Annotated in this window: 17 protein-coding genes and 2 pseudogenes; 6 read left to right on the top strand and 13 right to left on the bottom strand. The window is 56.5% G+C overall.

From position 1 onward, the window contains the following. Positions 1 to 36: 36 nt before the first annotated feature. Positions 37 to 1,605: a DUF1565 domain-containing protein gene (locus JTM80_RS17050; protein ID WP_205369905.1), complete on the bottom strand. Its 1,569-nt coding sequence runs from the start codon at positions 1,603 to 1,605 to the stop codon at positions 37 to 39. Positions 1,606 to 2,001: 396 nt separating this feature from the next. Here JTM80_RS17050 and JTM80_RS17045 point away from each other — a divergent pair, with 396 nt between their 5' ends. After that, positions 2,002 to 3,048 carry a thiamine phosphate synthase gene (locus tag JTM80_RS17045; RefSeq protein ID WP_205369904.1) on the top strand — a complete coding sequence of 349 codons (1,047 nt, stop codon included), beginning with the start codon at positions 2,002 to 2,004 and terminating at the stop codon, positions 3,046 to 3,048. 67 nt (positions 3,049 to 3,115) lie between these two features. On the opposite strand, the gene JTM80_RS17040 is transcribed toward JTM80_RS17045, so the two are convergent. Both JTM80_RS17040 and JTM80_RS17035 read right to left on the bottom strand, forming a co-directional pair. After that, positions 3,116 to 3,817, bottom strand: a complete 702-nt coding sequence (locus tag JTM80_RS17040; protein WP_172358103.1) for a Uma2 family endonuclease — start codon at positions 3,815 to 3,817, stop codon at positions 3,116 to 3,118. A gap of 435 nt (positions 3,818 to 4,252) precedes the next feature. Further along, a complete protein-coding gene (locus JTM80_RS17035; RefSeq protein ID WP_068514778.1) occupies positions 4,253 to 4,483 on the bottom strand; it encodes a hypothetical protein in 231 nt (76 codons plus the stop codon). Between the two features lie 141 nt (positions 4,484 to 4,624). Here JTM80_RS17035 and JTM80_RS17030 point away from each other — a divergent pair, with 141 nt between their 5' ends. Together JTM80_RS17030 and JTM80_RS17025 are read left to right on the top strand one after the other, a co-directional pair. Continuing rightward, on the top strand, positions 4,625 to 4,780 hold the full coding sequence (locus JTM80_RS17030; protein WP_172358102.1) for a hypothetical protein: 156 nt from the start codon (positions 4,625 to 4,627) through the stop codon (positions 4,778 to 4,780). A gap of 77 nt (positions 4,781 to 4,857) precedes the next feature. Next, a complete protein-coding gene (locus JTM80_RS17025) occupies positions 4,858 to 7,080 on the top strand; it encodes a pentapeptide repeat-containing protein (protein ID WP_205369903.1) in 2,223 nt (740 codons plus the stop codon). 130 nt (positions 7,081 to 7,210) lie between these two features. Here the strand turns inward: JTM80_RS17025 and JTM80_RS17020 are convergent, their stop codons facing one another. The 5 genes from JTM80_RS17020 to JTM80_RS17000 form a co-directional block, all read right to left on the bottom strand. Next, a complete protein-coding gene (locus JTM80_RS17020; RefSeq protein WP_172359056.1) occupies positions 7,211 to 8,683 on the bottom strand; it encodes a glutamine synthetase family protein in 1,473 nt (490 codons plus the stop codon). A gap of 157 nt (positions 8,684 to 8,840) precedes the next feature. Next, the gene (locus JTM80_RS17015) at positions 8,841 to 10,175 is read right to left on the bottom strand and encodes an NAD(P)-binding domain-containing protein (protein ID WP_172358101.1); all 1,335 of its coding nucleotides are present in this window, start codon (positions 10,173 to 10,175) and stop codon (positions 8,841 to 8,843) included. Positions 10,176 to 10,486: 311 nt separating this feature from the next. Further along, complete coding sequence (locus JTM80_RS17010) at positions 10,487 to 11,014, bottom strand: hypothetical protein (RefSeq protein ID WP_172358100.1); 528 nt, start codon at positions 11,012 to 11,014, stop codon at positions 10,487 to 10,489. Between the two features lie 114 nt (positions 11,015 to 11,128). Continuing rightward, the gene (locus JTM80_RS17005) at positions 11,129 to 12,991 is read right to left on the bottom strand and encodes a DUF1989 domain-containing protein (RefSeq protein WP_225906664.1); all 1,863 of its coding nucleotides are present in this window, start codon (positions 12,989 to 12,991) and stop codon (positions 11,129 to 11,131) included. 36 nt (positions 12,992 to 13,027) lie between these two features. Next, on the bottom strand, positions 13,028 to 13,738 hold the full coding sequence (locus JTM80_RS17000; RefSeq protein WP_172358099.1) for an ABC transporter substrate-binding protein: 711 nt from the start codon (positions 13,736 to 13,738) through the stop codon (positions 13,028 to 13,030). Positions 13,739 to 13,915: 177 nt separating this feature from the next. Between JTM80_RS17000 and JTM80_RS16995 the strand changes: the two genes are divergently transcribed. Next, positions 13,916 to 14,809 carry a phytanoyl-CoA dioxygenase family protein gene (locus tag JTM80_RS16995; protein ID WP_172358098.1) on the top strand — a complete coding sequence of 298 codons (894 nt, stop codon included), beginning with the start codon at positions 13,916 to 13,918 and terminating at the stop codon, positions 14,807 to 14,809. A gap of 18 nt (positions 14,810 to 14,827) precedes the next feature. Here the strand turns inward: JTM80_RS16995 and JTM80_RS16990 are convergent, their stop codons facing one another. After that, on the bottom strand, positions 14,828 to 15,637 hold the full coding sequence (locus JTM80_RS16990) for an intradiol ring-cleavage dioxygenase (RefSeq protein ID WP_172358097.1): 810 nt from the start codon (positions 15,635 to 15,637) through the stop codon (positions 14,828 to 14,830). Between the two features lie 327 nt (positions 15,638 to 15,964). Continuing rightward, positions 15,965 to 17,635 (bottom strand): mechanosensitive ion channel, encoded by a 1,671-nt coding sequence (locus JTM80_RS16985; RefSeq protein ID WP_172358096.1) that lies wholly within the window; start codon positions 17,633 to 17,635, stop codon positions 15,965 to 15,967. 535 nt (positions 17,636 to 18,170) lie between these two features. On the opposite strand from JTM80_RS16985, the gene JTM80_RS16980 reads away from it, so the two are divergent. After that, on the top strand, positions 18,171 to 18,701 hold the full coding sequence (locus JTM80_RS16980; RefSeq protein WP_205369762.1) for a hypothetical protein: 531 nt from the start codon (positions 18,171 to 18,173) through the stop codon (positions 18,699 to 18,701). Between the two features lie 276 nt (positions 18,702 to 18,977). Continuing rightward, a complete protein-coding gene (locus JTM80_RS16975; RefSeq protein ID WP_225906663.1) occupies positions 18,978 to 20,303 on the top strand; it encodes an IS110 family transposase in 1,326 nt (441 codons plus the stop codon). A gap of 157 nt (positions 20,304 to 20,460) precedes the next feature. Here JTM80_RS16975 and JTM80_RS23525 read toward each other — a convergent pair. The 3 genes and pseudogenes from JTM80_RS23525 to JTM80_RS16965 form a co-directional block, all read right to left on the bottom strand. Continuing rightward, a pseudogene (locus JTM80_RS23525) lies at positions 20,461 to 20,679 on the bottom strand (HNH endonuclease); the annotation flags it as partial. Between the two features lie 173 nt (positions 20,680 to 20,852). Continuing rightward, a pseudogene (locus JTM80_RS16970) lies at positions 20,853 to 21,368 on the bottom strand (HNH endonuclease); the annotation flags it as partial. Then, complete coding sequence (locus JTM80_RS16965) at positions 21,340 to 22,287, bottom strand: DNA adenine methylase (RefSeq protein ID WP_172359054.1); 948 nt, start codon at positions 22,285 to 22,287, stop codon at positions 21,340 to 21,342. The gene JTM80_RS16965 and the pseudogene JTM80_RS16970, both read right to left, overlap by 29 nt. Between the last annotated feature and the right edge of the window lie 9 nt (positions 22,288 to 22,296).

Genomic DNA, 22,296 nt, shown 5'->3' with positions numbered 1-22,296 from the left:
AATCGGCAATCCAAAATCCAAAATCCAAAACCCCGCCTAGTCCACTCGCTCAATTTGGGCGCGAACCCCGTTCTGACGCAGAATATCAATCACTTCCTGAGCATTGGCTTCGCTATTGAACGCGCCCACCTGCATAACCACCGACTGACGGCGATCGTAGGTGAGAAACGCGCCAGGAAACACGCTCAGCACGCGATCCTGCACAGCCGCACTGGCAGCGGGAACCACCACCCGATAGCGCAGCCCTAGCTCACTGGCGCGGCTGGCAACGGGCGTAGTGGGGCGGGGACGAGCGCCAGACACAGGCACACTGGGCACACCGCCGACATTGCCAATCGGCGCATTGGGGTCGGGCACGGGCAGCAGCGTGTATTGCGTGTAGGGAGGGGCAGGCGGAACAGCGACGGGCGATCGCCCCGCCGCAGGCGGCCGCTCATATCGCTGCACTGTTCCCCCAGACTGGCGCGGAGCCACACGTCCAGAGCTTTCTGGCGGCGGTACAGGAATCTCAATCACGCCCTGAAAATTCGCAACGGGTTCCTGACGAGACGGCGAGAGCGCCACTGCACCACCCTGGGAGGTGCGCTGGGGCAAAGGACGAAAGGCACGCTGCTCAACCGGCCGCCGCACAGGAGTCGGCGCAGCAAAGCCCCCGGACGAAAGGGGCTGGCTAGGCATGGGCTGGCCAATAAACTGACTAGACAATGGGCTGTTGCCATCTCCAGCGTGAGATTGTTGCGGGTAGATCACCGCAGGCGGCGCAACGGAAATGGGAATGCCCTGGAGAGACTGGGGCGCAATCTGCGTTGGCATCGAACCCTGCATTGGTATAGACCCATGCGTTGGCATCGGCGCTGCGGATGCACTGGCAGACGAGGGCGATCGCCCTCCAGCCGCCCGCCCAAACGTGCGCGGGGTGGCTCCTCGCTGCGGGTTCAGCCCGCTGGATACCGGAAAATCGCCCGTCGGCGTGGTTGGCAAAAACCCTGCGCCCGCTGCTGCAAAGGGAAACGGCACGGCGGGTTCTTCCACAACCTCAGCACTGATGCTCGCCTGCGGCGCAATTGGCATAGCAGACTGGGCGGCTGGGCGCGGCGTAGCTGGGCGCGGCATAACATTAGGGGCAGCAGTTGCAGCAGGGGCAGCAGGGGCAGCAGTCACAGCCATCGGGGTCGCACCGCCCTGCGCGATTTGCCCCTGAATCACCACCCCCTCGCCGCCCGTGGTCGGGTCTGCCTGCACCGCCACCCCCGGCGGCAGCAAAATCGGAAACCGTTCCCCGTTAGCCGCTGCATAGGTTCCCGCTGCAAGCAGAATGACCGTATTGGGCGGCGCAAGTCGGGCCGCGTGGGTAATCGTGCGGAAGGGCGATCGCGGCGATCCGTCTCCCGTGGCATCGCTGCCCAGCACCGGATGCACAAAGATCAGTTGAGAAACGGCCGCTTGCACCACAGGTTCATTGGCCTGGGCAGATCGGCGAGGCACACCCTCCAGCGCTCCCAACGTCCCCAACAGCCCCAACATTAGAACAGCCAACTGGCTCCACTGCTGGATGTGCAGAGTCGCTGGAGATTGCCGAATCGACCGAATAGATTGCACTCGCATCCCAACTGGCGGCCGTACCCATCCCTTTAGAGTCATCGTTGCCCTCCCAAAAAAGCTGGAAATTCTGACGGGGTTATGGTGTTTAGAAATTCAGCCATTCATACTAGCGAATCTCTCAAAAACTGCTCACTTTTCTATGTAAAAAAGTTCTGAAGCCGGTCGAATAAAGACAACTTCTGGCGATCGCCCCCATCATTTCCCCCGCTCCTTCTAGCGCCCTCTGCCCCAATTTCTCCCCAGCAACATTCACACTTCCCCTCCCGCCTTTGCCCCCGCTACCCAAATTCGCTACGATCGCTCTCGGCATGGCTCTCGGCTCTGTTTTGCTGCAACTTGCTCCCCGATTCCGCCTACCCCCCTCTAAAGCCCATCATTTCCACCCCCATCCCTTATCGTATGAACCACCCAGCCGACCGCCCCCTCACCGCGATTCACCGCATTTTGGATGCCAACCTGGATCGGGCCCGCGAGGGACTGCGAATCGTAGAAGAATGGTGCCGCTTTGGGCTGAACGATGCCAGCCTGACCGCAGAATGCAAAGACCTGCGCCAGCACCTCGCCCAGTGGCACACCGCCGACCTGCGAGCCGCCCGCGACACCCCCGGCGACCCCGGCACCGACCTGACCCACACTGCCGAAATGGAGCGTCCCAGCCTGGGTGCGCTGCTACAAGCCAACCTCTGCCGGGTGCAAGAGGCGCTGCGAGTGCTAGAAGAATACGGCAAGCTCGATCGACCAGAGATGGCCGCCGCCTGCAAGCAACTCCGCTATCGCGTCTATGCGCTGGACAGCCAGCTAATGGGGCGATCGCACGACGGACGGATGCACAAACTGCGGCGATCGCCTCTCTACCTCGTCACCTCGCCCCACGAACACCTGCTGCCCATCGTGGAAGCCGCGCTCCAGGGCGGGCTGAGCCTGGTGCAATATCGTGATAAGAATGCCGACGACCCCACCCGCCTCCAGATCGCCGAAAAGCTGTGTCACCTCTGCCGTCGCTACGATGCCCTGTTTTTGGTGAATGACCGGGTAGACATTGCCCTGGCCGTCGATGCCGACGGTGTACATTTGGGTCAGCAGGACATTCCCATCGCCCTGGCCCGGCAAATCCTAGGTTCCAGCCGCATCATCGGCCGCTCCACCACCAACCCCGACGAAATGCAGCGGGCCCTTAGCGAAGGCGCAGACTACATCGGCGTGGGCCCCGTATACGAAACGCCAACCAAAGCGGGCAAAGCCGCTGCTGGGCTGGACTACGTGCGCTACGCCGCAGCCCATTCGCCCATACCCTGGTTTGCCATCGGCGGCATCGATGCCGAAAATCTGGGCGACGTAATCGCTGCTGGCGCAACCCAGGTTGCCGTCGTGCGAGCCATCATGCAAGCGCAGCAGCCGACCCAAGCTACCCAAGCGCTGCTAACCAAGCTAGGAGCTGGGGCGTAGCGCTTAGGCCTTGAACCGGGTTTTGCTGAAGAAACCCCCTTCTCCGTCGCCCCTATTGTTCAGGCACTTAGCTAGGCGGCAACTGGTCTGGATCAAAGCCGTGCGATCGCAAAAACGCCTCCAGTTGTTCTCGCCGCCGCCGTTCGGCTTCAGCTTCACTCAGGTAGCGATCGCCCTTCGCATCAAACCACGCCAACTGCTCCTGCGGCAGATTGCCAAACAGCGCTTGATGTCGCCCAATTCCCAGCCCAACTTCCGGCATCCAGTACGGCTCCCCAATCTGCAACTCGTACTGCCCATTGGTTAATTTGTACACCTCAAAGGGCTGATGCCCGTCCCGCTGCCAAAACTCTGGATTGTAGATGACATAGTACAGCACTCCCAGGCGGGCGTAGATGTCCATCTTTTCGTCATACTCCCCGCCATAGCTGTGGGAAACCAGCTCCAGCGTCAAAATCGGCGGAATATTGTTCTCTTCCCACAGCACATAGCTGAGCCGTCCTCGTCCCTTGCGGCTCGGCTTGCGACGTTCAACCCCCAAGCTCAAAAAACCATCCGGAATCACAGGCACCTTCGGACTCTTGCCCGTCGTGTGATAAATGCCCATGTCCACGCCAAAGTACCAATCGTTGCGGTTCGCCCAAATCGAGTTGAGCAAAAACAGCAGGATATTGGGCAAAAGATTCTGGTCTTCATTGTCCACGGGCGTATCATCCGAGCAAGGTAGCTCTTCGCTGGAGGGCAAATGCTGTAGGTCAATCGGCAGCATAGCGAAACCTCAAACGTCCTCGAATGTATCTCTCGAATGCATCTATTCTAGGCGGGCAGGGAAATAAGGGAGGTTCGGAATGCAAGGTCACATGCAATGTGCAACGCAATGTGCAACTTTGCCAATCTCCCTCACCCTTTTCTGGTGTGCCGAAGGCTTTAAACCCTCTCCCAGAGCGGGCTACTGTGTATACACATCTCGATAGTTTGCGTGAGGCTCTGAAAGATCCCCCTAATCCCCCTTAACAAGGGGGACTTTCGATCCAGTTCTCCCTGCTTCGGGTCACTCCGGGTTCTGAAAGATCCCCCTAATCCCCCTTAACAAGGGGGACTTTCGATCCAGTTCTCCCTGCTTCGGGTCACTCCGGGTTCGATTCCCCCCTTGTTTAAGGGGGGTTAGGGGGGATCAAAGCATCGCCACTCAAGCATAGAGGGTTCAAAAAATATTGCTAGTCAAGCCTCTACGCTCTAATCCTTCCAGAATGTTGTGAGCCTCCACCAACTCACGATTTTCTGGTTTTTGCAGCCACTCTGTCAGAGCTTCCACTGCAATATCACTGAGCGTCCAGTCTTTCCCTGCGTTTTTGAAGGGGGCGATCGCCCGAATCAGGAAATCAATATCCTGTGGAACCTGCGCTCTAAACTGAACAGTTTTAACCTTAACCATTGCGAAGACAGATAAACATTATTGCAATTCTGTCATAGGGCAATATGCGCTTTGGCAGAATTGCTTATCCGTTTAACTGCTTATTTGCTTTTGTACAATAATGCAGAGACTTGGTAAATACTAACAACGGAGCTTCAGCAAATGGTGGTCTCGTCTGACGATGAAGTGGCACTGATTCGCGCTTTGCTGAGGGCCGTGCGGGCGATTAAAGTGCAGGATATTGAAAAAGCCCTGGTGATTTTGGCGAAAGGCGAAAAACGGGGAACACCGCCGAATCCAGCGGCACGGCTAGACTAACGGGCTATGGCAAATCTGGTGGCGGGTGCGTGGGATGATGCAAGGGCAAACGCTGTGGCGAACCTTGTGACCGGTAGATGGGGGTCAGGCAAAACGTGGAGGCGCGGCTGGGCAGGCAACTGAAGCAACCGTGGGCAGGCTTGCGGAGGCTGGGATGGGTCGGGGCGGTGGCGTTGCTGGTGCTGGCGATTGCGCTGGGATGGATGCCTCCCGCCCAGGCCGCAGCCCCGCTACAAGATCAGCAGCCCCTGACGCTGGAGCTATTGCAGCAGCGGCTCAAACAGCCCTTGACCCTGGACGATGGCGCAGCAATTGATCTGCGGAATGTAGCGATCGACCTGCGGCCGGAAAATATCGCCTTCCGCGACCAGTTTTATCGGCTGGTGCAGGCAACCTTGCGGCGATCGCCCACACCCCTCGGCCTCGACCTCAGCAACAGCCTCATCCAGGGCAAGCTCGACATCGCCCAACTGGGCTTGCAGGCTCCGGTCTTTGGCGACGAGCTATCCGATTTGCTAACGGAAGACGAGCAAAACCAACTCAAGCGCGATCGCCGTCGAATTACCCAACTCAGCCAGCTATCCAGATCCCTGCTCACCCAGGACCCACCCCCCGTACTTAAGCTGACCCTACTGCGCGGCCCCCTGCTGCTGGCCCAGGCGCGCATCGAGGGTGTAGCAGATTTCAGCAACACATTTTTTTTGGGCAAAGTAGACATCGCCGGAGCCGATTTTAGCCAAGAAGCAGATTGGTCCGATGCCCGCTTTGGGCAGCCCACTAGCTTTGCCGATGCTCGCTTTCGTCAGGAGGCCCGGTTTCGCAGCGTCATCTTTTTTGAGCGAGCCACCTTCGGGCGATCGCGCTTCCTGAGCGCAGCCACCTTCCAAAGCAGCGAGTTTCAGGGCGCAGCAAATTTCAATCGGGCGACGTTCCAGCAAGTCGCCAACTTCAGCCGGGTGCGCTGGCAGGGGAATGCCGACTTTGCCCAAACCCATTGGGAAGCAGCGGCAATTTTCAACCAGAGCCAGTTTGCCCAGTCGCTATTCCTCTCGGATGCAGTGTTTGAGCAGGCAGCAACCTTCCGCGAAGTGCAGTTTGGGCAGCCCGTGAATCTGCGCGGCGCAGTCATTCAGGCGCAGACCGACTTTGGTGATGCCAGCTTTGCCCCAGGGGCCTATCTCAACGTTGCAGGGCTACAATTCAACCCCGATCGCGCCAAAATCCTCGGCAGTCCAGGGCAGATCGGCCGGGCCATTTCCGTGCCCACCCTGCAAGGCAACGAAACCATTCTGCGAAACCTAGTGCGAAACTTCCGCTCCATCGAGCAAATTGACGATGCCAACCAGATCGGCTACTTGGCGCAACGACTGCGATCGCGCCAAATCGAGCGCTCCCTCTGGGGCCTGAACCTGAACACCGCTTCCCAGGCACAGCTTCAGCAGATTGGCTTTTCGGCAAAACAGGCCGAGGCGATCGCCCTTTCCCGCACCCAGCACCCCTTTCGCAGCCTGGGCGACCTGCTCAAACTCGACAGCATCGACCTGGCCACCTATGTCAAAGTGCGCGATCGCGTCGTTGCCAGCGAACCCCGCTCTATCTTTGGCTGGCTGGGCACTGCGCTAAACTGGGTCGGGCTAGCGCTCCTGCTCACCCTGACCCGCTACGGCACCAGTTCCGGACTCACCTTCGGCGTGGGGCTAATTGCCGTCGCCTACTTTGCGCTCGTATTCTGGCTAGTAGACCGCGTGCGGCGGCTCCATCCCCAGCCCATCTTGCCCACCCCCACCGAAGCCGTGTGGATGCTTAGCAGCACCGGGCTACTGGCCACCGTCGGACTATCCATCGTCTTTCGGCTCGCAGAATCACCCTGGCTCACCCTCGCCTGTCTGGGCACAGTCATCATTCCCGTCCCGGCGATCCTGCTGTTTTTGCTCTATCGCGGCGGGCGGTTCCATCCCAAAATGGACGTGAGCTACTTCGTCGAAGAAGGCACGCTGCGCCAGTTGCGGATTCTCATCGGACGCTTGCCCACCATTCCCCGCTACCCCATGTTTCGGGAACGTTATGCACCGCTACTGTGGGATCGCCGCTGGAACTGGCTCAACTATCTCGACCTCAGCGCCAACAACCTGCTGCGCTTCGGGTTCAACGACATCCGCCTGCGCGACGAGCATCTGCCGGGGCTAATCACCACCCTGGTCTGGTATCAGTGGGCCTTTGGACTGATCTACACCGGCCTGTTGCTGTGGACACTCTCGCGCACCATTCCGGGGCTAAACTTGCTTATTTACTTCAAGTAAATTACTTCAAGTAAAGTACCTCAAGTAACTAATCTTCAAAGGATTCACAAACACCCTACGGCAAGCAATCCAGATACACACCCTCAAACCCAGTCACCCTGTCGGCAGTTCCAAACGGTTCACAAACACCCTACGGCAAGCAATCCAGATACATCTCCACATCCCAGTCTGAGGTCGTCGCCAGAAACTTCTCCCATTCATCTCGCTTGTACCAGGCGTAGAGTTTGTACATCTCACCCGGCAGCGCAGACCGAATCACCTCATCCTCATCCAGTCGTACCAGCGCCTCCCCCAGCGACATCGGCAGCTTCTTCACCTGCTTTCCAGCCTCCATCGCTTCATAGAGGTTTCGGCTTTCCGGCTCACCCGGATCGAGGTTGCGCCGAATCCCATCATCAAACGCCTTCAGCAGAGCAGCCGCCATCAAATACGGGTTGACCATCGAATCCACCGCGCGATACTCAAACCGACCCGGTGCCGAGACTCGCAGCCCGCAGGTACGATTCTGAAAGCCCCAATCCGCATAGACCGGGGCCCACAGTCCCTTATCCCACAGGCGGCGATAGGAGTTGACCGTAGAGCAGCCAATCGCCGTCAACGCCCCCAAATGCTCAATCACGCCGCCAATCGACTGTAGCCCGATCGGGCCAGGCTTGGTCTTGCTGAGGCTGGGGTCGGGCAGGAAGGTGTTTTCGCCGCCCTTGCGATAGCTAAACGTACCAGGCATTCCAGGCAGCGAATCCAGCCCCAGGGCATTGACCTCATCCTGTCCGCCATACCATAGTGACAGGTTGTGGTGGCAGCCGTTGGCCGATAGCCCCATAAACGGCTTCGACATAAAGCAGGCAATCAGATTGAATTCGCGGGCCACTTGGGCGCAGATCTGGCGATAGGTCGTGAGGCGATCGCACGTCCGCAGCGCCTCATCAAACATAAAATTCAGCTCCAACTGCCCCGGCGCATCCTCATGATCGCCCTGAATCATATCCAGCCCCATCGCATTCGCATACTCAATCACCCGCAGCACCACCGGCCGCAATTCCTCAAACTGGTGGATATGGTAGCAGTTGGGCTTCGTCACTCCGCCATCCGGCTTGCCATCTGGCCCCTTCTTCAGCCACATCATCTCCGGCTCTGTGCCATGACGCAGGTGCAGCCCGTTATGATCCGCCTGAAACTGGGCATGGATACGGCGCAAATTGCCGCGACAGTCAGCCGTCAGATAAGATCCGGGCGCTTCCGGCTCCTCGCGGTTGCGGAAGCACGTACAAAAGACACGAGCCACCCGCTTGTCCCACGGTAACTGGCAAAAGGTATCCGGGTCAGGAATCGCCACCAGTTCCGACGCTTCGGGCCCGTAGCCAATATAGTTGCCGTAGCGGTCGAGAAACAGATTGGCCATCGCCCCATACACAAGCTGGATGCCGCGCTCTGCAACGCTTTCCCAGTGGGCCGCAGGAACCCCCTTACCCGTAATCCGCCCCGTCACCGACACAAACTGGTAATAGATGTACTGGATACCCAGTTCATCAATCTTGGCGCGAACTTGGGCCACCAGGTCTGCACGCCCCGGCTGAGCGACGTAGGCTTCTAGGTGGGTCAGGGTTTCTGGCTTGGGAACGAGAGCAGTCACGGGTCAACCTCCTTAGTGCAAAATCTTAGTGCAAAATCCAGGTCAGTTCTGGTAGGTCTCAAGTCAGTTCGACACAAGCAGCGAAGCATCAGGAACCGGGACGCTAGTTCCCTAACTAGTTCCCCAACTAGTTCCCTAAGAAGCTAGCCAGCGAATCATCCATCGCCTCAATCCACGGGGTATGGTGTACCGTTGCTTCCGTCCCCGTGCAGGGAGATCGAAACACCTTATCTCGATAGCCCAAAATGCTCTGTTCCTTATCGTGTTCCCAAACCTTAAATAGCTCCGTCGTCAGTTCCCAATCACAGGAAGGATAGTCCACCTGATCCGCCAGATCGACAATGTAATCCTTCTGAAAGTCAATCTGCTCAAAGGGATTGGCCAGACTCTCTTCCCGCGCCTGCCAGTGGGCAATGTCGGCAGCCATCTCCTCATAAGACGGCAAAGCAATGCGCCCCAGCATCACATCCCGCGCATACCATGCTTGCACATCAAACATGCTGAAGGTATAAAACTGATCCTGCATTCCCAAATACATCAGCTTGGGATTGGACATCCAAAAAATGCCCTTGTAGAGGGAGCCGGGATAGAGTCGGTTCTTGGTTTTGAGCCGCAGACTGTCTTCCACAAACGGAAAGTTGTGCTGGTAGCCCACGCAGAATACGATAGCATCCACCTTTTTGCTGCTGCCGTCCTGGAAATGCGCCACTTTGCCCTCCAGCTTGGTCAGCAGCGGCACTTCTTCAATGCCCTCCGGCCACTTGAACCCCATTGGCGCAGTGCGATAGCTGATGGTGACCGATTTCGCGCCGTACTTATAGGTTTGCAGCGCAATGTCCTCGGCCGAATAGCTGCTGCCTACCACCAGCAAATCCTTCCCTGCAAATTCGCGGGCTTCCCGAAAGTCGTGGCTATGCAGAACGCGGCCGGGAAACTGCTCAATCCCCTCGAACTTGGGCAGGTTGGGAATTGAAAAGTGCCCCGTTGCAACCACCACAAAGTCAAAGGTTTCAACGCGCTCCTGGTCAGCCACCAAGTCTTTGACGCGGACGCGAAACTGTCCTTCGGTAAACTCCACCTGCCGCACAACCGTACTGAACCGGATGTAGCGCCGGAGATGATTCTTCTTAGCCCGCCCGGTGATGTAGTCGTACAGCACTTCGCGCGGCGGAAACGAGGGAATTGGGCGCTGGAAGTGTTCGTCAAAGGTGTAGTCCGCAAACTCCAGGCATTCCTTGGGGCCATTCGACCAGAGGTAGCGATACATGCTGCCGTGGACGGGTTCGCCATACTCGTCCAGCCCAGTGCGCCAGGTATAGTTCCACAGCCCGCCCCAGTCGGCTTGCTTTTCAAAGCAGACGATTTCTGGAATGTCGGCCCCCTTCAGCCGCGCCTGCTCGAAGGCTTGAAGCTGAGAGAGTCCGCAAGGGCCCGCCCCAATGATTGCCACGCGAGGAGTCATCGTTTGGTTTCACCTCTTTTGCCCGACAGTTTGGAGCTGAGATTAACGCTCTGAGCCTAGAGCGATCGCCCGCTCCAAATACTGGGGTTTATAGCTTGTTCCGACAAGCTGATTTTGCTAAAGCGGATACTGAATGCCGTCGGCAGGAGCAGAGGGGGGCAGTCCTTCGGTCTGGGGTGCTTGCTGGGCGGGACTTTGTGAATTTTGACCAGGTTCGATGGGGTTTGGATCGGGTGAGCAGAAATGTTTTCCTCTGGTCAGAGTTCTGGGCTTCGTTGGGTCAGGGTTCTGGGCTTCGTTGTAGGGCGCTTCTAAGGGGCGATCGCCCGCTGGTCTTCCTCCATCCCCGCGTCCGCCATCTGCGCCCGCACCAGGGGCACATCAGCGGTGGCCAGGTGGAGGTCGAGCCGGGGTTGCCCCAACCACTCGTGATGCCAAATTAGAACAGCAATGCCATCCAGTCGGGCAGGAACCGCGCGATCGCCCGGCAGCGGTTGCAGCGTATACAGCGGCTTGGTCGTGGCCCGCCGATAGAGCCAGGAGAGGCCCGGCCCAACAGGCAGCGTGAGTGCAGTCAGGTAGGGCGATCGCGCCACCCAGACCCGCCAGGGCAGCGGACGAATCAGCTCATTCAGCGCCAACGCCTGGGGCAAGGCAACCCGAAAGTTGTTTTCACACAGCCGCAGCACAGCGCAGGGATAGCCTTGCAGCGCCGTGGTCAGGGATTGGAACGGGCTAATGTGGGCAATGGACTCACCAAACAGGTGGCGGGCGACTTGCAGCCCGTCAATTCCAGCAAAGTCCCAGAGCGTGCGATCGGTCGAGGGGGCGAGGGGCATAGAACGCAGCGTAGATGGAGATGGGGATACAAGTGTTGCGGAACGCCAAAAGGTGGAGACGGAGGTAGAGATACAAGCGTTGCGGAACACCAAAAGTCGGAGTCTGCTGGCTATCTATGCTTTGACCCGGCTTTTGGTGGGGTCGTAGGGGGAAAGGGGGCCGACCGTTGCGCGATCGCGCCGCTTAATGCCATCCAAAAAGCCAACCTCAACGACCGTCCCCAGTTGGGCATAGTCCGGCGCAATCTGGGCGATCGCAATGCTGCGGTTCAGCACAGGCGAAAACGTCCCGCTCGTCACCTGCCCAATCCGCCAGGGCTGCCCTGCGGCATAGACCCCCTGCCCGCCACAGGCGACCTCATTCCCCGCCAGGGTTAGCCCAACCGCGACGAAGGGGGGGCGCGATCGCAGCGCTTCCAGAGCTGCCCGACCGATAAAATCGCCCTTACTCTTCAGCGCCACACTCCAGCCAATGCCCGCCTGATACGGCGAGATCAAATCACTAAACTCGCGACCAGCCGCCAGCAGCCCAGCTTCGATGCGGGCGCAGTCGATCGCTTCCATCCCCATCGGCAACAGCCCAAAAGGTTTGCCCGCCTGCATCACGGCATCCCACAGCGCCAGTCCGTCGCAGGGGTCTACAAACAGTTCATAGCCCAACTCTCCCGTGTAGCCCGTGCGCGAAATAAACACCGGGATGCCCTCCAGCGTCCCCGTGGCAAAGCGGAAGTAGCCCAGTTCCGCCAGCGTCGAGAGGCCCCACTGGGGGTCGAACCGGATTAGCGGAGTCAGCAAATCGCGGGAGCAGGGGCCCTGCACGGATAAGTTATGGAGGCGATCGCTCATCGGCAGAATCTCCACCGCAAAGCCCCGCTCCTGGGCCACGGTGTGCAGCCACAGGGCATCGGTGTCGCAGTTGCCCACATAGCGAAAAGCCGCCTCCCCCAAGCGAAACACAATCCCATCGTCCACGATCCCCCCGTGGGGATTCAGCAAGCAGCCATAAGCCGACTGCCCCACCGCCAGTTGAGCCACATTGCGCGAAAACACCCACTGGAGCAGCACCAGCGCATCTGCTCCAGTGAGGTCAAACTTTCGCAACGCCGACAGATCCATCACCGCCACCCGCTCCCGCAGGGCCCAATAGTCCGCCGCCTTGCCCTGCTGAGGATACGAGAGGGGAACCCAAAAGCCGTTGTAGTCTGCCAGATGCCGCGTCAGGTCTCGAATGCGCGGCGTGAAGGCGCTGTCTTGCGTCAGGCGCAGCGGCAGACTGGGCGCAGCGCGATGGCCCCTCAGCCTGGGGAACGAAGACTCTGCCCCATAGATGCGGACGTGAATGGGCGTAGGGTTCCAGCCATTTACAGGGTCGATGTCGTCGGGGCAGGCCGAACTAGCACAGAGCAAGTCCTGGTGCGCCCTCAGCAGCACATAATCCCCCGGACGCGACCAGGCTTCTCCGGCGATAATTGCGCCCGTGCCATCCACCTCAGTATTAAAAAAGAAATTGATCGCAGGCCAGCCCAGCCGGGGCGCAATGCCGTAGGGCCCAAGCACCTGATTAAAATTTTCGCTGCAACTGGGATGCCCTGGATAGCCTGCATCTTCGTAATAGCGGCGAGTGCAGGCCAGCATGAAGCTATCATGGCGACCGCAGGTATCCTGCACCACTTCCACCAGCGGCCGCATCTGCTGAGAAAAATAGTGGCCGAACAAACCCACCTGGGGCATCGCCAAGCCCAGCAGCGTCCGCGTCACAGTGCCGTCCAGTTCCTCCCCATAGCCCTCGCCCGCAAAAGCCAGAAAATCTGAACACTGGCTGCCGTCTACGTCGATAATCTGGATGAATTGACCCGCTTTGACCGGATAGGCGATCGCCGTTCCGGGCGCAATCCGATACTCTGCCACAACAGACGCGAGGGGCGCGGGCAGGTCATCATAGCGGTCTGGCGCGGACACCCAAGCCTGCTGCATCATAGCCCCCACTACACAGCCCCCACTACATAGCCTCCACTACACAAACGGAAACGGTCGCCAGGGAATCCACTGGCCCCACAGCGCCGCCAGCGTGCCGTCGCTGAGCAGCGCCTCTAGGGTCTGATCCAGCGCCTGTCGCAGGTCTTCGTCGGTCGGTCGGAGGGCGATCGCAAACGGATGCCGCGTTTCCACCGTAAACGCCAGCCGCAGCGACGGGTCAGCCTCGGCCGCCGTGATCAGCACCAGTTCATCATCCACCAGCGCGTCAATCTCGCCCGCCCGCAGCGCCGCCAGCATCTCCGGCAACACCTGATCGCTCCCCGGAAACGGCACCAGCGTCACGTCGGCAAATTGCTCCCCCAGCGCCAGGTTTGTGCTATCCGCCAGCCCGCCCAGCTTCATGCCCTGAAGATCAGTCGCCGTGTGGATGGGGCTATCGGCCCGCACAATCACCGCTTCGTCATAGATCCCGTAGGGCCGAGTAAAGCGGCTGTGGCTGAGGCGCTCTGCCGTCACCGCCTGGTTAAACCACACCACATCACACTGGCCCGCGTGCAGTGTGGAATAAAACTCAGACATGGGCAAATTTTGCCACACGGGCACCAGCCCTAGCTTGGCACACACCGCCCGCGCCACAGCGGGTTCATACCCCAGCCGCTCGCCGTTTTCAAGGTAGCTCATTGGGCGAGCATCAAAATCACTGGCGGCGATCGTGAGATGCCCCGGCGTTAGCGTTGAAAATTCCATAATCCTGCACAAACAGACGCACCCCATTGTGCGGAACTTGGCCTCCGCAGACCGTAGCGAATTTCACAAATAGAGTGGGCAGGCAGCGCTACAGTGGCCCTCGATGCCGGGGGCCTGTCCTGCTGGTTGTCCAAACAGGCTCGATTCCCCCCACGTTTCACTCGGAATTTCTGCGGTATGGCTTATTCTCCCCTTCAGATTACTGAGGACGACATTCAACGGTTTCAGACAGACGGGTTTATCATTCTGGAGCAGTTTATTGATCTGGAGCTAGTGCAGCAGTTGCGCGATCGCATCGAGCCGCTGTTTCGGGGTGAATTTGAAACGACGGTCTACCCCGACGAGTGGCACTGGCGACCAGGGCTGAGCCTGCCAGACGTGACCCGCGAAATTTGCAATGCGTGGAAGAGCGATCGCACGATTGCCAGTGTCGCTCTATCAGCAGAGGTCGGCCGCATCAGCGCCCAACTGGCGGGCTGGCCAGGGGCACGCATCGGCCAGGATAGCCTCTGGTATAAACCACCCGGTGGCGGCAAGGAGATTGCCCTGCATCAGGACGGAGCCTACATCAACTATCTCACGCCCGCCGAAATGGTCACCTGCTGGATTGCGCTGGATGATGTGAGCCTGGAAACGGGCACGCTTCAGTATGTGCGAGGGTCCCACCGCTGGCCCTTGCTTGAGGTCGCGGGAGAGTTTCATGCGCCCCAAAAAGACTATCGCTGGGCCATGCTGGAAACCGCAAAAGCAGCCGGAGTCAGCGAGCCAGACATTGTGCCCCTGACAATCCCCGCCGGGGGCTGCGCCTTCCATCACGGGCTATTGTGGCACGGCTCTGGCAAAAACCTGAGTGAAACCACCCCGCGCCGCAGCCTGGGCATTCACACGATCAGTTCTGAAGCACGGTTTAGCGACGTTCCCCCCGGCTATATCTACGGTCGCTACAAGCGGATTAACGACAGCACCCTGGATGAATCCTTCTTCCCCATCCTGTGGACGCAGGAGGGCTACCGATCGCCCCATCTAGCCAGCTATTGCAGAGATGCGATCGCCCTACCCGCCCTAGTTTAGCCCTGGTTTAGCCCTGGTTCAGCCCATCTCTAATCCAATCCCAAATCTGCCGAAATACCCCCAATCGGTCTGCGCTACAGGCAGCAGAAGTTGCGCTCCGCCAAACTGGAAGATCGCATCTTGATGATTCCGCTGGGCCCGCTGCCCCCTAGCTGTGTAAGGCGTTTGGCGATGAATTCGATCGGTCAAGGCATCGTCAAAGTAAAGCTGGGAGGTAAACTCATAGCTGCTTGGGGCGATCGCCCCTGAGGGAGACCCGGTGCGAATCTTGAAGTGAATATGAACGGCTCTGCCAGGATACCAACCCGGATAGATAGTCAGGAACTCAGCCACACCGTTTTGATCAGTCCGCTGGTAGCCCCGTAGAAAGGCCTGACCTGTGGTGTCTGACCGGCGATCGCGCACGCCAGAATATACGCCCGCTGCATCACACTGCCAAACATCCACCACAGCATTGGGCAGCGGCACACACCTGCGGGGGCCTTCTGGCTGAAAGCTTTCCACCTGAAAGACCTGAAAAAGCAACCCCAACGGCACTCCCGCACTGATCTGCCCTGTGGCAGGGTCAGTGCGAAGATCAACCCGATTGAGCTGCGTATCGACAAAGAAAGGCCCTGCCGTTTGCTGAGGCCGCACAATGCAATCGAGCAGGGCTTCCGCCTGCGCCGAGCCAGAAGACGCAATGGGCGGCAACCCCTCCGGCTGACGGGAACACCCAAACAGCGCCGTACCCGCAACGCTGCCCAAAAAGCCAAGGACTTCTCGCCGAGATCGCGCAAGCCTGCGGACTGGGGAGCGTGAAATTGCTGGCGATCGCAGTGGATTCATGGCGCTAACTCTTTTGAATGCAGGTTTGGATACAGGCTCAGTCATTGGCAGACACTCGCACTTAATCCATACACCTAATCCATGTTAGACCTCCTGCACGAAGACCTCTTTGAGGCCGTGAATCGTTGCGCGGCGTTACTACACAACGATTCACGCAGGAATTTCCTGGTCGATCCCCCTTGAATCCCCCTTAGAAAGGGGGACCTCCGGAGCATTGCAGCCCAGTCCCCCCCTTCCTAAAGCAGTGCCGCTCAGCTTCCCCCCCTTCTAAGGGGGGCTAGGGGGGATCTAAGGGAGGCTAGGGGAGATCAAACGGTTTAGCACACCCTAGGACTGCTGCTTAAAGGAAGCCAGCCATTCGCGAAGCTGCTCCGCGGCAACCTCACGCCCGCCCAGCCCAAAGGCGATCGCCAGCGCCACGGCGATCGCCCCCAGCAGCAGCCCAAACGCCAGCGCCACAATATTGGTCGCAATGCCCATCTGCTGGAGCGCCATCGCAGAAACCAGCGCAATAATCGCAATCCGAGCCGCCTGCGCCAAAATTCGCGCCTGCCGACCGCCCGATCCCGCAATGAGATTGAAGGCCAAATTCGCCAGGTACAACCCCACGCCAAAGACAATAACCCCCACCAGCACCCGCGCCGACACTGCCAAAATACCATTCACAATGGCCGTTAGCTGCTGGAATTGCAAGACCTCAGCCGCTGCCACGGCGGCAAACAGCATAATCCCCACCAGCGCCAAAATGCCGACAATTTCCGAAGGGGTGCGCCGAGGCAGCGTCGCAGCAGGCTGGACGACCGTGGGTTCTCCTCCCGGCGTTGCATCGTAGGGCGAGCTGGACGGCGAGGGCGAAACCGTGGCCACCGTTTGTCTAGGCAGCCCCATCCACTCAAACACATTGTTGAAGCCGAAGCTGGTCAGCAGGTTCGTCACCAAGTCTGCAATAAATCGCCCAATGACATAAAACACGATCAGCAGCACTGCCGCCGTGAAGATGCGAGGCAACGCGGTCAGAATGTCGTTCAGCATGGCGACTGCCGGATCGGAAATCGCCCGAATTCCCAGTGCTTGCAACGCGGCGATCGCCGTCGGAATCAAAATCAGCACATAAACCAGCGTGCCAATCAAGCTAGAAAGCGACAGCGCCCCCTGAGTGCGGGAAAGGCCGAACTGAGTGCCCAGCCGATCGACCCGCGCTGCCCGCAGCAGATTCGTAACGATATTCCGCACGACCTGGGCAATGAACCAGCCTGCCGCACCAATGGCGATCGCGCTCAAAATTCGCGGCAAAATCACCAAAAAGTCATTGAGCAAGGTCTGCACAGGCTGCAACGGCCCCTGCAATTGCAGCACATCTAAAATCAGCGGCAAGAAAAACAGAAAGACAAACCAATACAGCACATTGCCCAGCGTTTCACTCAAGAGAAACGGGCTTTCGGCTACGGGCTGTCGGGATGGATCGACCACGCCTGCCTCTGCGCTTCTTGCAGCCACATTGGGATCAGCCATCCCCGTTTCTGCCTCTTTTGGGGCAACATTTAGCTTTTCGTCTAATCCAAATCGAGCCAATCCGCGAGTTACCAAGGCTTTAACCAGACTTGCCAAAACCCAGGCTAACGCCACCAAAATTGCAGCACCGCCCAGCCGAGGCAGATAGCTGAAAATCTGCTGGAGGAAATTATTCAAAGGTTGCGAAACCACATCCAGCCGCAGCGCATTTAGAAACGCCACGATAGCAAAGATCATAATGATCCAAAACACCAGCGCCGCGCCCCACTGCTCTACATGGGGACGAGCCGTTGATCCGGCGGGTAAAAAGGTAGAGACCAGTCGGTTGTCTAGGTTCGTTCGCAGCAGAATTCGCTTGGTAATCGAAGCTGCGATCGCCGCCAGAACCCAACCGGCAATAAGAATGAAGACTGCACCCAGCAGACTGGGCAAAAAACTTCCCAACTGAGTACTAATGTTTGTCAGAAAAGCAGAATCAAACACCATAAAACCATTCAGATGCAAAGAGGACAACCCAACTGTTCAGACGGCATCCTGAGAACTGATGAAGAAGTTCCCCAAGGATCGACCGAACCTTTAAGGTAATGGAGGCGTATGATGCAAAATCTCAGCAGCCCTGACCAACATCAGCTAGAACAAGACTTATCTAGAAACACCACACCACCAACAGTATATTAACCACCCCTTAGACAAGAGAGGTCACTCTATCGATAGACAAATCTTTAACAATGCTGTCTGACAATTGGGCAACTGTAGTGTATTTGTTTTACTACTTGGATTAGTGAGCGGCAGGATACATAAGGTACAGCGCTGACTGCCTGACACATCTCTGGAAACCCCTGATTTCTCGTAGGGGACGCTGGCCCAAAAGCTCCTCTGACCAAGCCCTCCGGCTCCAACTCAGGAGCTATGGACCTGACTGCCTGACACAAGTGGTTGAAAGAGTTGAGACCTCGTCAACAGAGGGAAAAGGTGAGCTGACATGAGACGCTGAAATTTGCGTCATCTCAGGGTCTGTATCATGCCAGCCACCACCTGCCTCTATGATCAAGTGCTGTCGTTATTGCGTCAATCCAGTAATGCCCGCGACCTGCGCCACCTCAAAGCGCTGGCGTGGATGGTGACGGCCCTGGTGTGCAGCGGTCGGTTGAGCCTGCCGCAGTGGGAAGCCTATGTGCCCAGTCGGGCCCGTCAGGCGCAAAGCACCGAACGCCGGTGGCAGCGCTTCCTAGGCAATCGCCGGGTGCGGGTCAAAAGTCTGTACGTGCCGCTGGTGCTAGCCGCCATCCATCGCTGGCAAGGTCGGCGGCTTTACCTGGCGCTCGATACGACGGTGTTGTGGAATCGCTACTGCAGGATTCACCTGACGGTTACCTGTTGCGGACGAGCGGTGCCGCTGCTGTGGCGGGTTTTGGAGCATCCCAGTGCCACCGTCAGCACGAAGCGATACCTCCCCATGCTGCGGTTAGCCCATCGGCTGTTGCAGTCGTACCCCGATGTGATGGTTATGGGGAGACAGAACCGCAACAGAGAGGAGACGACCATGCAGTGAGCGACAGTCAGATGTCTACTAACATATCGCTTCGCTCCTCTCATAGAGATCGCTAAGAGCCAGAGAAATGGTAATAGGAAAAGGAACTGGGCTAGGGATTGAGGACGACCATCCAACGTCAGACATCTCGATGTCTACTAACATATTGCATCGCCTCAACCTTGACCAGCTTCCTTCAACGAATTCTCAGGGAGTGGTGACAGACACCTTCCATAATCTCTTCGCTCAGAAGCAGGCAGCCCAGTTCCAGACAACAAACTATCCCCAACTTAGCTGATGGAAAGAACCTTTGTCGCCTACATCGGCATTGACTGGTCAGATCGCAAACACGACATCTGTCTGTACGACCCCGAGAGCGCACAGCGAGAATACAGCGTGATTGGCGCTCAACCGCAAGAGATTGCCAACTGGGTTGCGACCTTGCAACAGCGATACGGCAACAGCCCAATTGCCATCTGCCTGGAGCAAAAGCGAGGACCCCTGATTTACGCGCTGTGCCAGTACGACAACCTAGTGCTGTTTCCCATCAATCCGCGCACGGTTTCTAACTATCGACGAGCCTTTCAGCCCTCACGAGCAAAATCAGACCCCGTAGATGCCCAGATTTTGATTGAGCTGCTGCTCAAGCACCCAGACAAGATCCCCCCGTGGCAAGCCGCATCTTGTGAACTGCGAGCGTTGCGGCAGTGGAGTGAATCCCGCCGCATGCTGGTGGGAGAGAAGGTACGACTGACCAATCGCATCACCGCTGCTTTGAAGAACTTTTATCCTCAAGTGCTGGAGTGGTTTGAGGATAAAGATACTCAAGTGTTTTGTGACTTTATCACTCAATACCCTGACCTCCACTCTGCCCAAGCGGTTTCGGCTGAGGAATTGACTCTGTTCTTCCAGTCTCATCGAGTCATCCGCCGGAGCGCCATTGAGCGGCGCATTCACCAAATCCAAACCGCTGGCATCCCCCTGACAGAAGACCCAGGGATTGTTGAACCGATGCAATGGCTGGTGCAAACGCTGGTGATTCAGCTCAAGGCGCTGTTGCATCGACTCGATGAGTTAAATCAAACGATTGAGCAATTGTTTCAGTCTTTGCCAGATGCGGCGTTTTTCGATGCTTTACCCGGAGCAGGACCCCATCTTGCGCCCCGGCTACTGATTGCGTTTGGCGATGACCGCAGTCGCTTCGGCAGCGCCCAGGCGTTTATGAGCTATATCGGCATTGCACCGGTCAAAGAGGAGAGTGGCAAGAAACGTTGGACGCATTGGCGCTGGAGTTGTCCAAAGTTCTTGCGGCAGTCCTTTGTAGAGTGGGCTGACCAGTCGCGGCGGCACTCATCGTGGGCCAATGCGTTCTATCAGCAGCAGCGGCGATCGGGCAAAAGTCATCCCAAAGCGATTCGCGCTCTGGCGTATAAGTGGGGACGAATTCTCTGGCGCTGCTGGCAAGACCGAGTGCCCTATGATGAAGACCGCTATCTGGCGGCGCTCCAGCGGAAGAAGTCGCCGCTAGCGGCGATGCTAGTTCAAAGCGCTGCTGAAGTGACGACGAGTGCAGGAGGTGAGTGCAGTAATTCTAGGGTTCAAGTTACGCTAAAAGACACATGACAGTTCAACGAACGGAACGCTTTTGGGAATGTGGCGATGAATGTGATGCAGTCAGCATGAGGCTGACTTATAATCTGCTGCGTTTAGATTTTGTGTATCCATTGACTCAATGTTTCTTCACGGCTACCTATTGACTCCGTCTCCCTCAGGGCCTATGTTAGCCGTCGCCATTACGTTCGATCTCACGCTCAATAATCTCTTTGACAAACTCAGGCAGTTCCTTTTCTACGCTAACAGCCCTTTGCTTGAGCCTTTCATAAATCTCAATGTCATCTCCTTCCCAAAGCAGATCTATTCTTCTGATTTGCCGCATTGCAATATGCTCATAGCTTTCCGGATACGCCCAGTAGCAGGATAGACAAATAGACTTATCCTTAATCAGAAGTGTTGAACGCAATGTTAGCAGGGCAAGTTCATAGCTGAATCCAGTACAAAAGATCTATAATTCTGCCTGTAATGACCTACTTATTGCTTCCATTCTCAATAATCCGCCTCTTGAGAGTGCTTTTTGTAAAGTTTTACCATCAAGATTCAACACTTCTGATCCTTAATGTTGTTCCAGTTTTCGCAATGTTCGCATGACCACGATTTAGCCCGGTTGGCAGAGCCACAAAGTAACATAAAGTTTTCCGGGGCTAGATCCGGCTCACCATCAACTTCAAAAGGAACACGATGATCAATTTGCAACTCGCGTTCATCTACCTCTTCAAGATAAATAAAACACTTACATCCGTATCTACTAATCAGTGCCTCTTTAATCTGCTTGGATAAACCTGTTCTTCCAGAAAGGCGAGTGAATCTTGCCTTGCTAATATCTCCAAACCGATATGCAGCTATTTTTCTGCCATCACTTCCAGTAACACGAAAAGTCTCTAACGGGATACCATTCTCTCTGACATCTCTAGCTGCTCTTGGAGGATGGTTATAACCGTAGGTTTCTTTCAACTCCTCAGTTGTAATAAATCCGTGTTGCAAGATGTGATCAATGACTGCCTTCGGTCTCTTTGCTGTTACAGAGCGACAAAGTTCTAAGAAGTCATCGGGTAGCTGCTGCGAATTCTCCATGCTTTTCCAAGAGGGTTAGCTGCTTTGGTTTCTTTCCAACATAGCTAAAATCTATGATCTTAGTATTCATTAAGCTTTTGGATAAACTTGGCGATAAGTACAACGACTCAATTGTAGTTTCTTCCTTGCCCAATAATGTAGACTGTGAAGATCTGCCAACTTCGATTTCGATTCTTTCAAGATTTAAGCTTTTAGGAAGAATCTTGCCAAAAGCCTTATCACCCAATTTACCGTCGTAACTGATAGCAAATGTAGCTCCTTTTCGATTTAATTGTTCAAGAGCTAACACAAAATCATCGAAATTTATCCCAGACAGATATCTTGAATCTCTATTTCCGCATACACCTTGATACGGAGGATCCATATAAATAAAATCATCTTCTTGGACTTGCTCTAATACTTCTCGATAATCCAAACTCGTAAACTTGCATCTGCCTTTGAGCAAACTAGATACACCTGCTATATTTTTTCTCATTGTTTCAGGTCGTGTTCCTTTGCGTCTTTTGTCCGGACTTTGGTTGAACAATCCTTCAGAATTGTAGCGAACCGAACCTTTAACGCATCTCGCTAGTAGATAAAGGAACAATTTTGGATCATTAGTCTCATTAAATTTTGACCTAACTTCAAAATAATGGGCTACAGAATTAGTATGTTGCTCATTCCATAGCTCCAAGTAAAAATTTGCTATTTCGTCTGGTCTTTCTATAGACAGTTCTAGTAGCTCGATTAGCGGCTTGTTCAGATCATTCAACCAAAAACTGTGGGTAATCTGACTTGCAGACGTAGCAACACTAATCGCAGCAGTTCCAGCAAAAGGCTCTACCAGCCTATTGAGATTTTTTGGAAAAAACTGGAGGATGTGCTTTGCCAGATTCCTCTTGCTGCCTTGATATTGAATGAAGTGGGGTAGATTCGCCATCATCATGCA

Source organism: Thermoleptolyngbya sp. PKUAC-SCTB121 (assembly GCF_016919485.1).
Taxonomy (GTDB): domain Bacteria; phylum Cyanobacteriota; class Cyanobacteriia; order Elainellales; family Elainellaceae; genus Thermoleptolyngbya; species Thermoleptolyngbya sichuanensis.
This window is presented reverse-complemented; position numbering and strand designations above follow the sequence as displayed.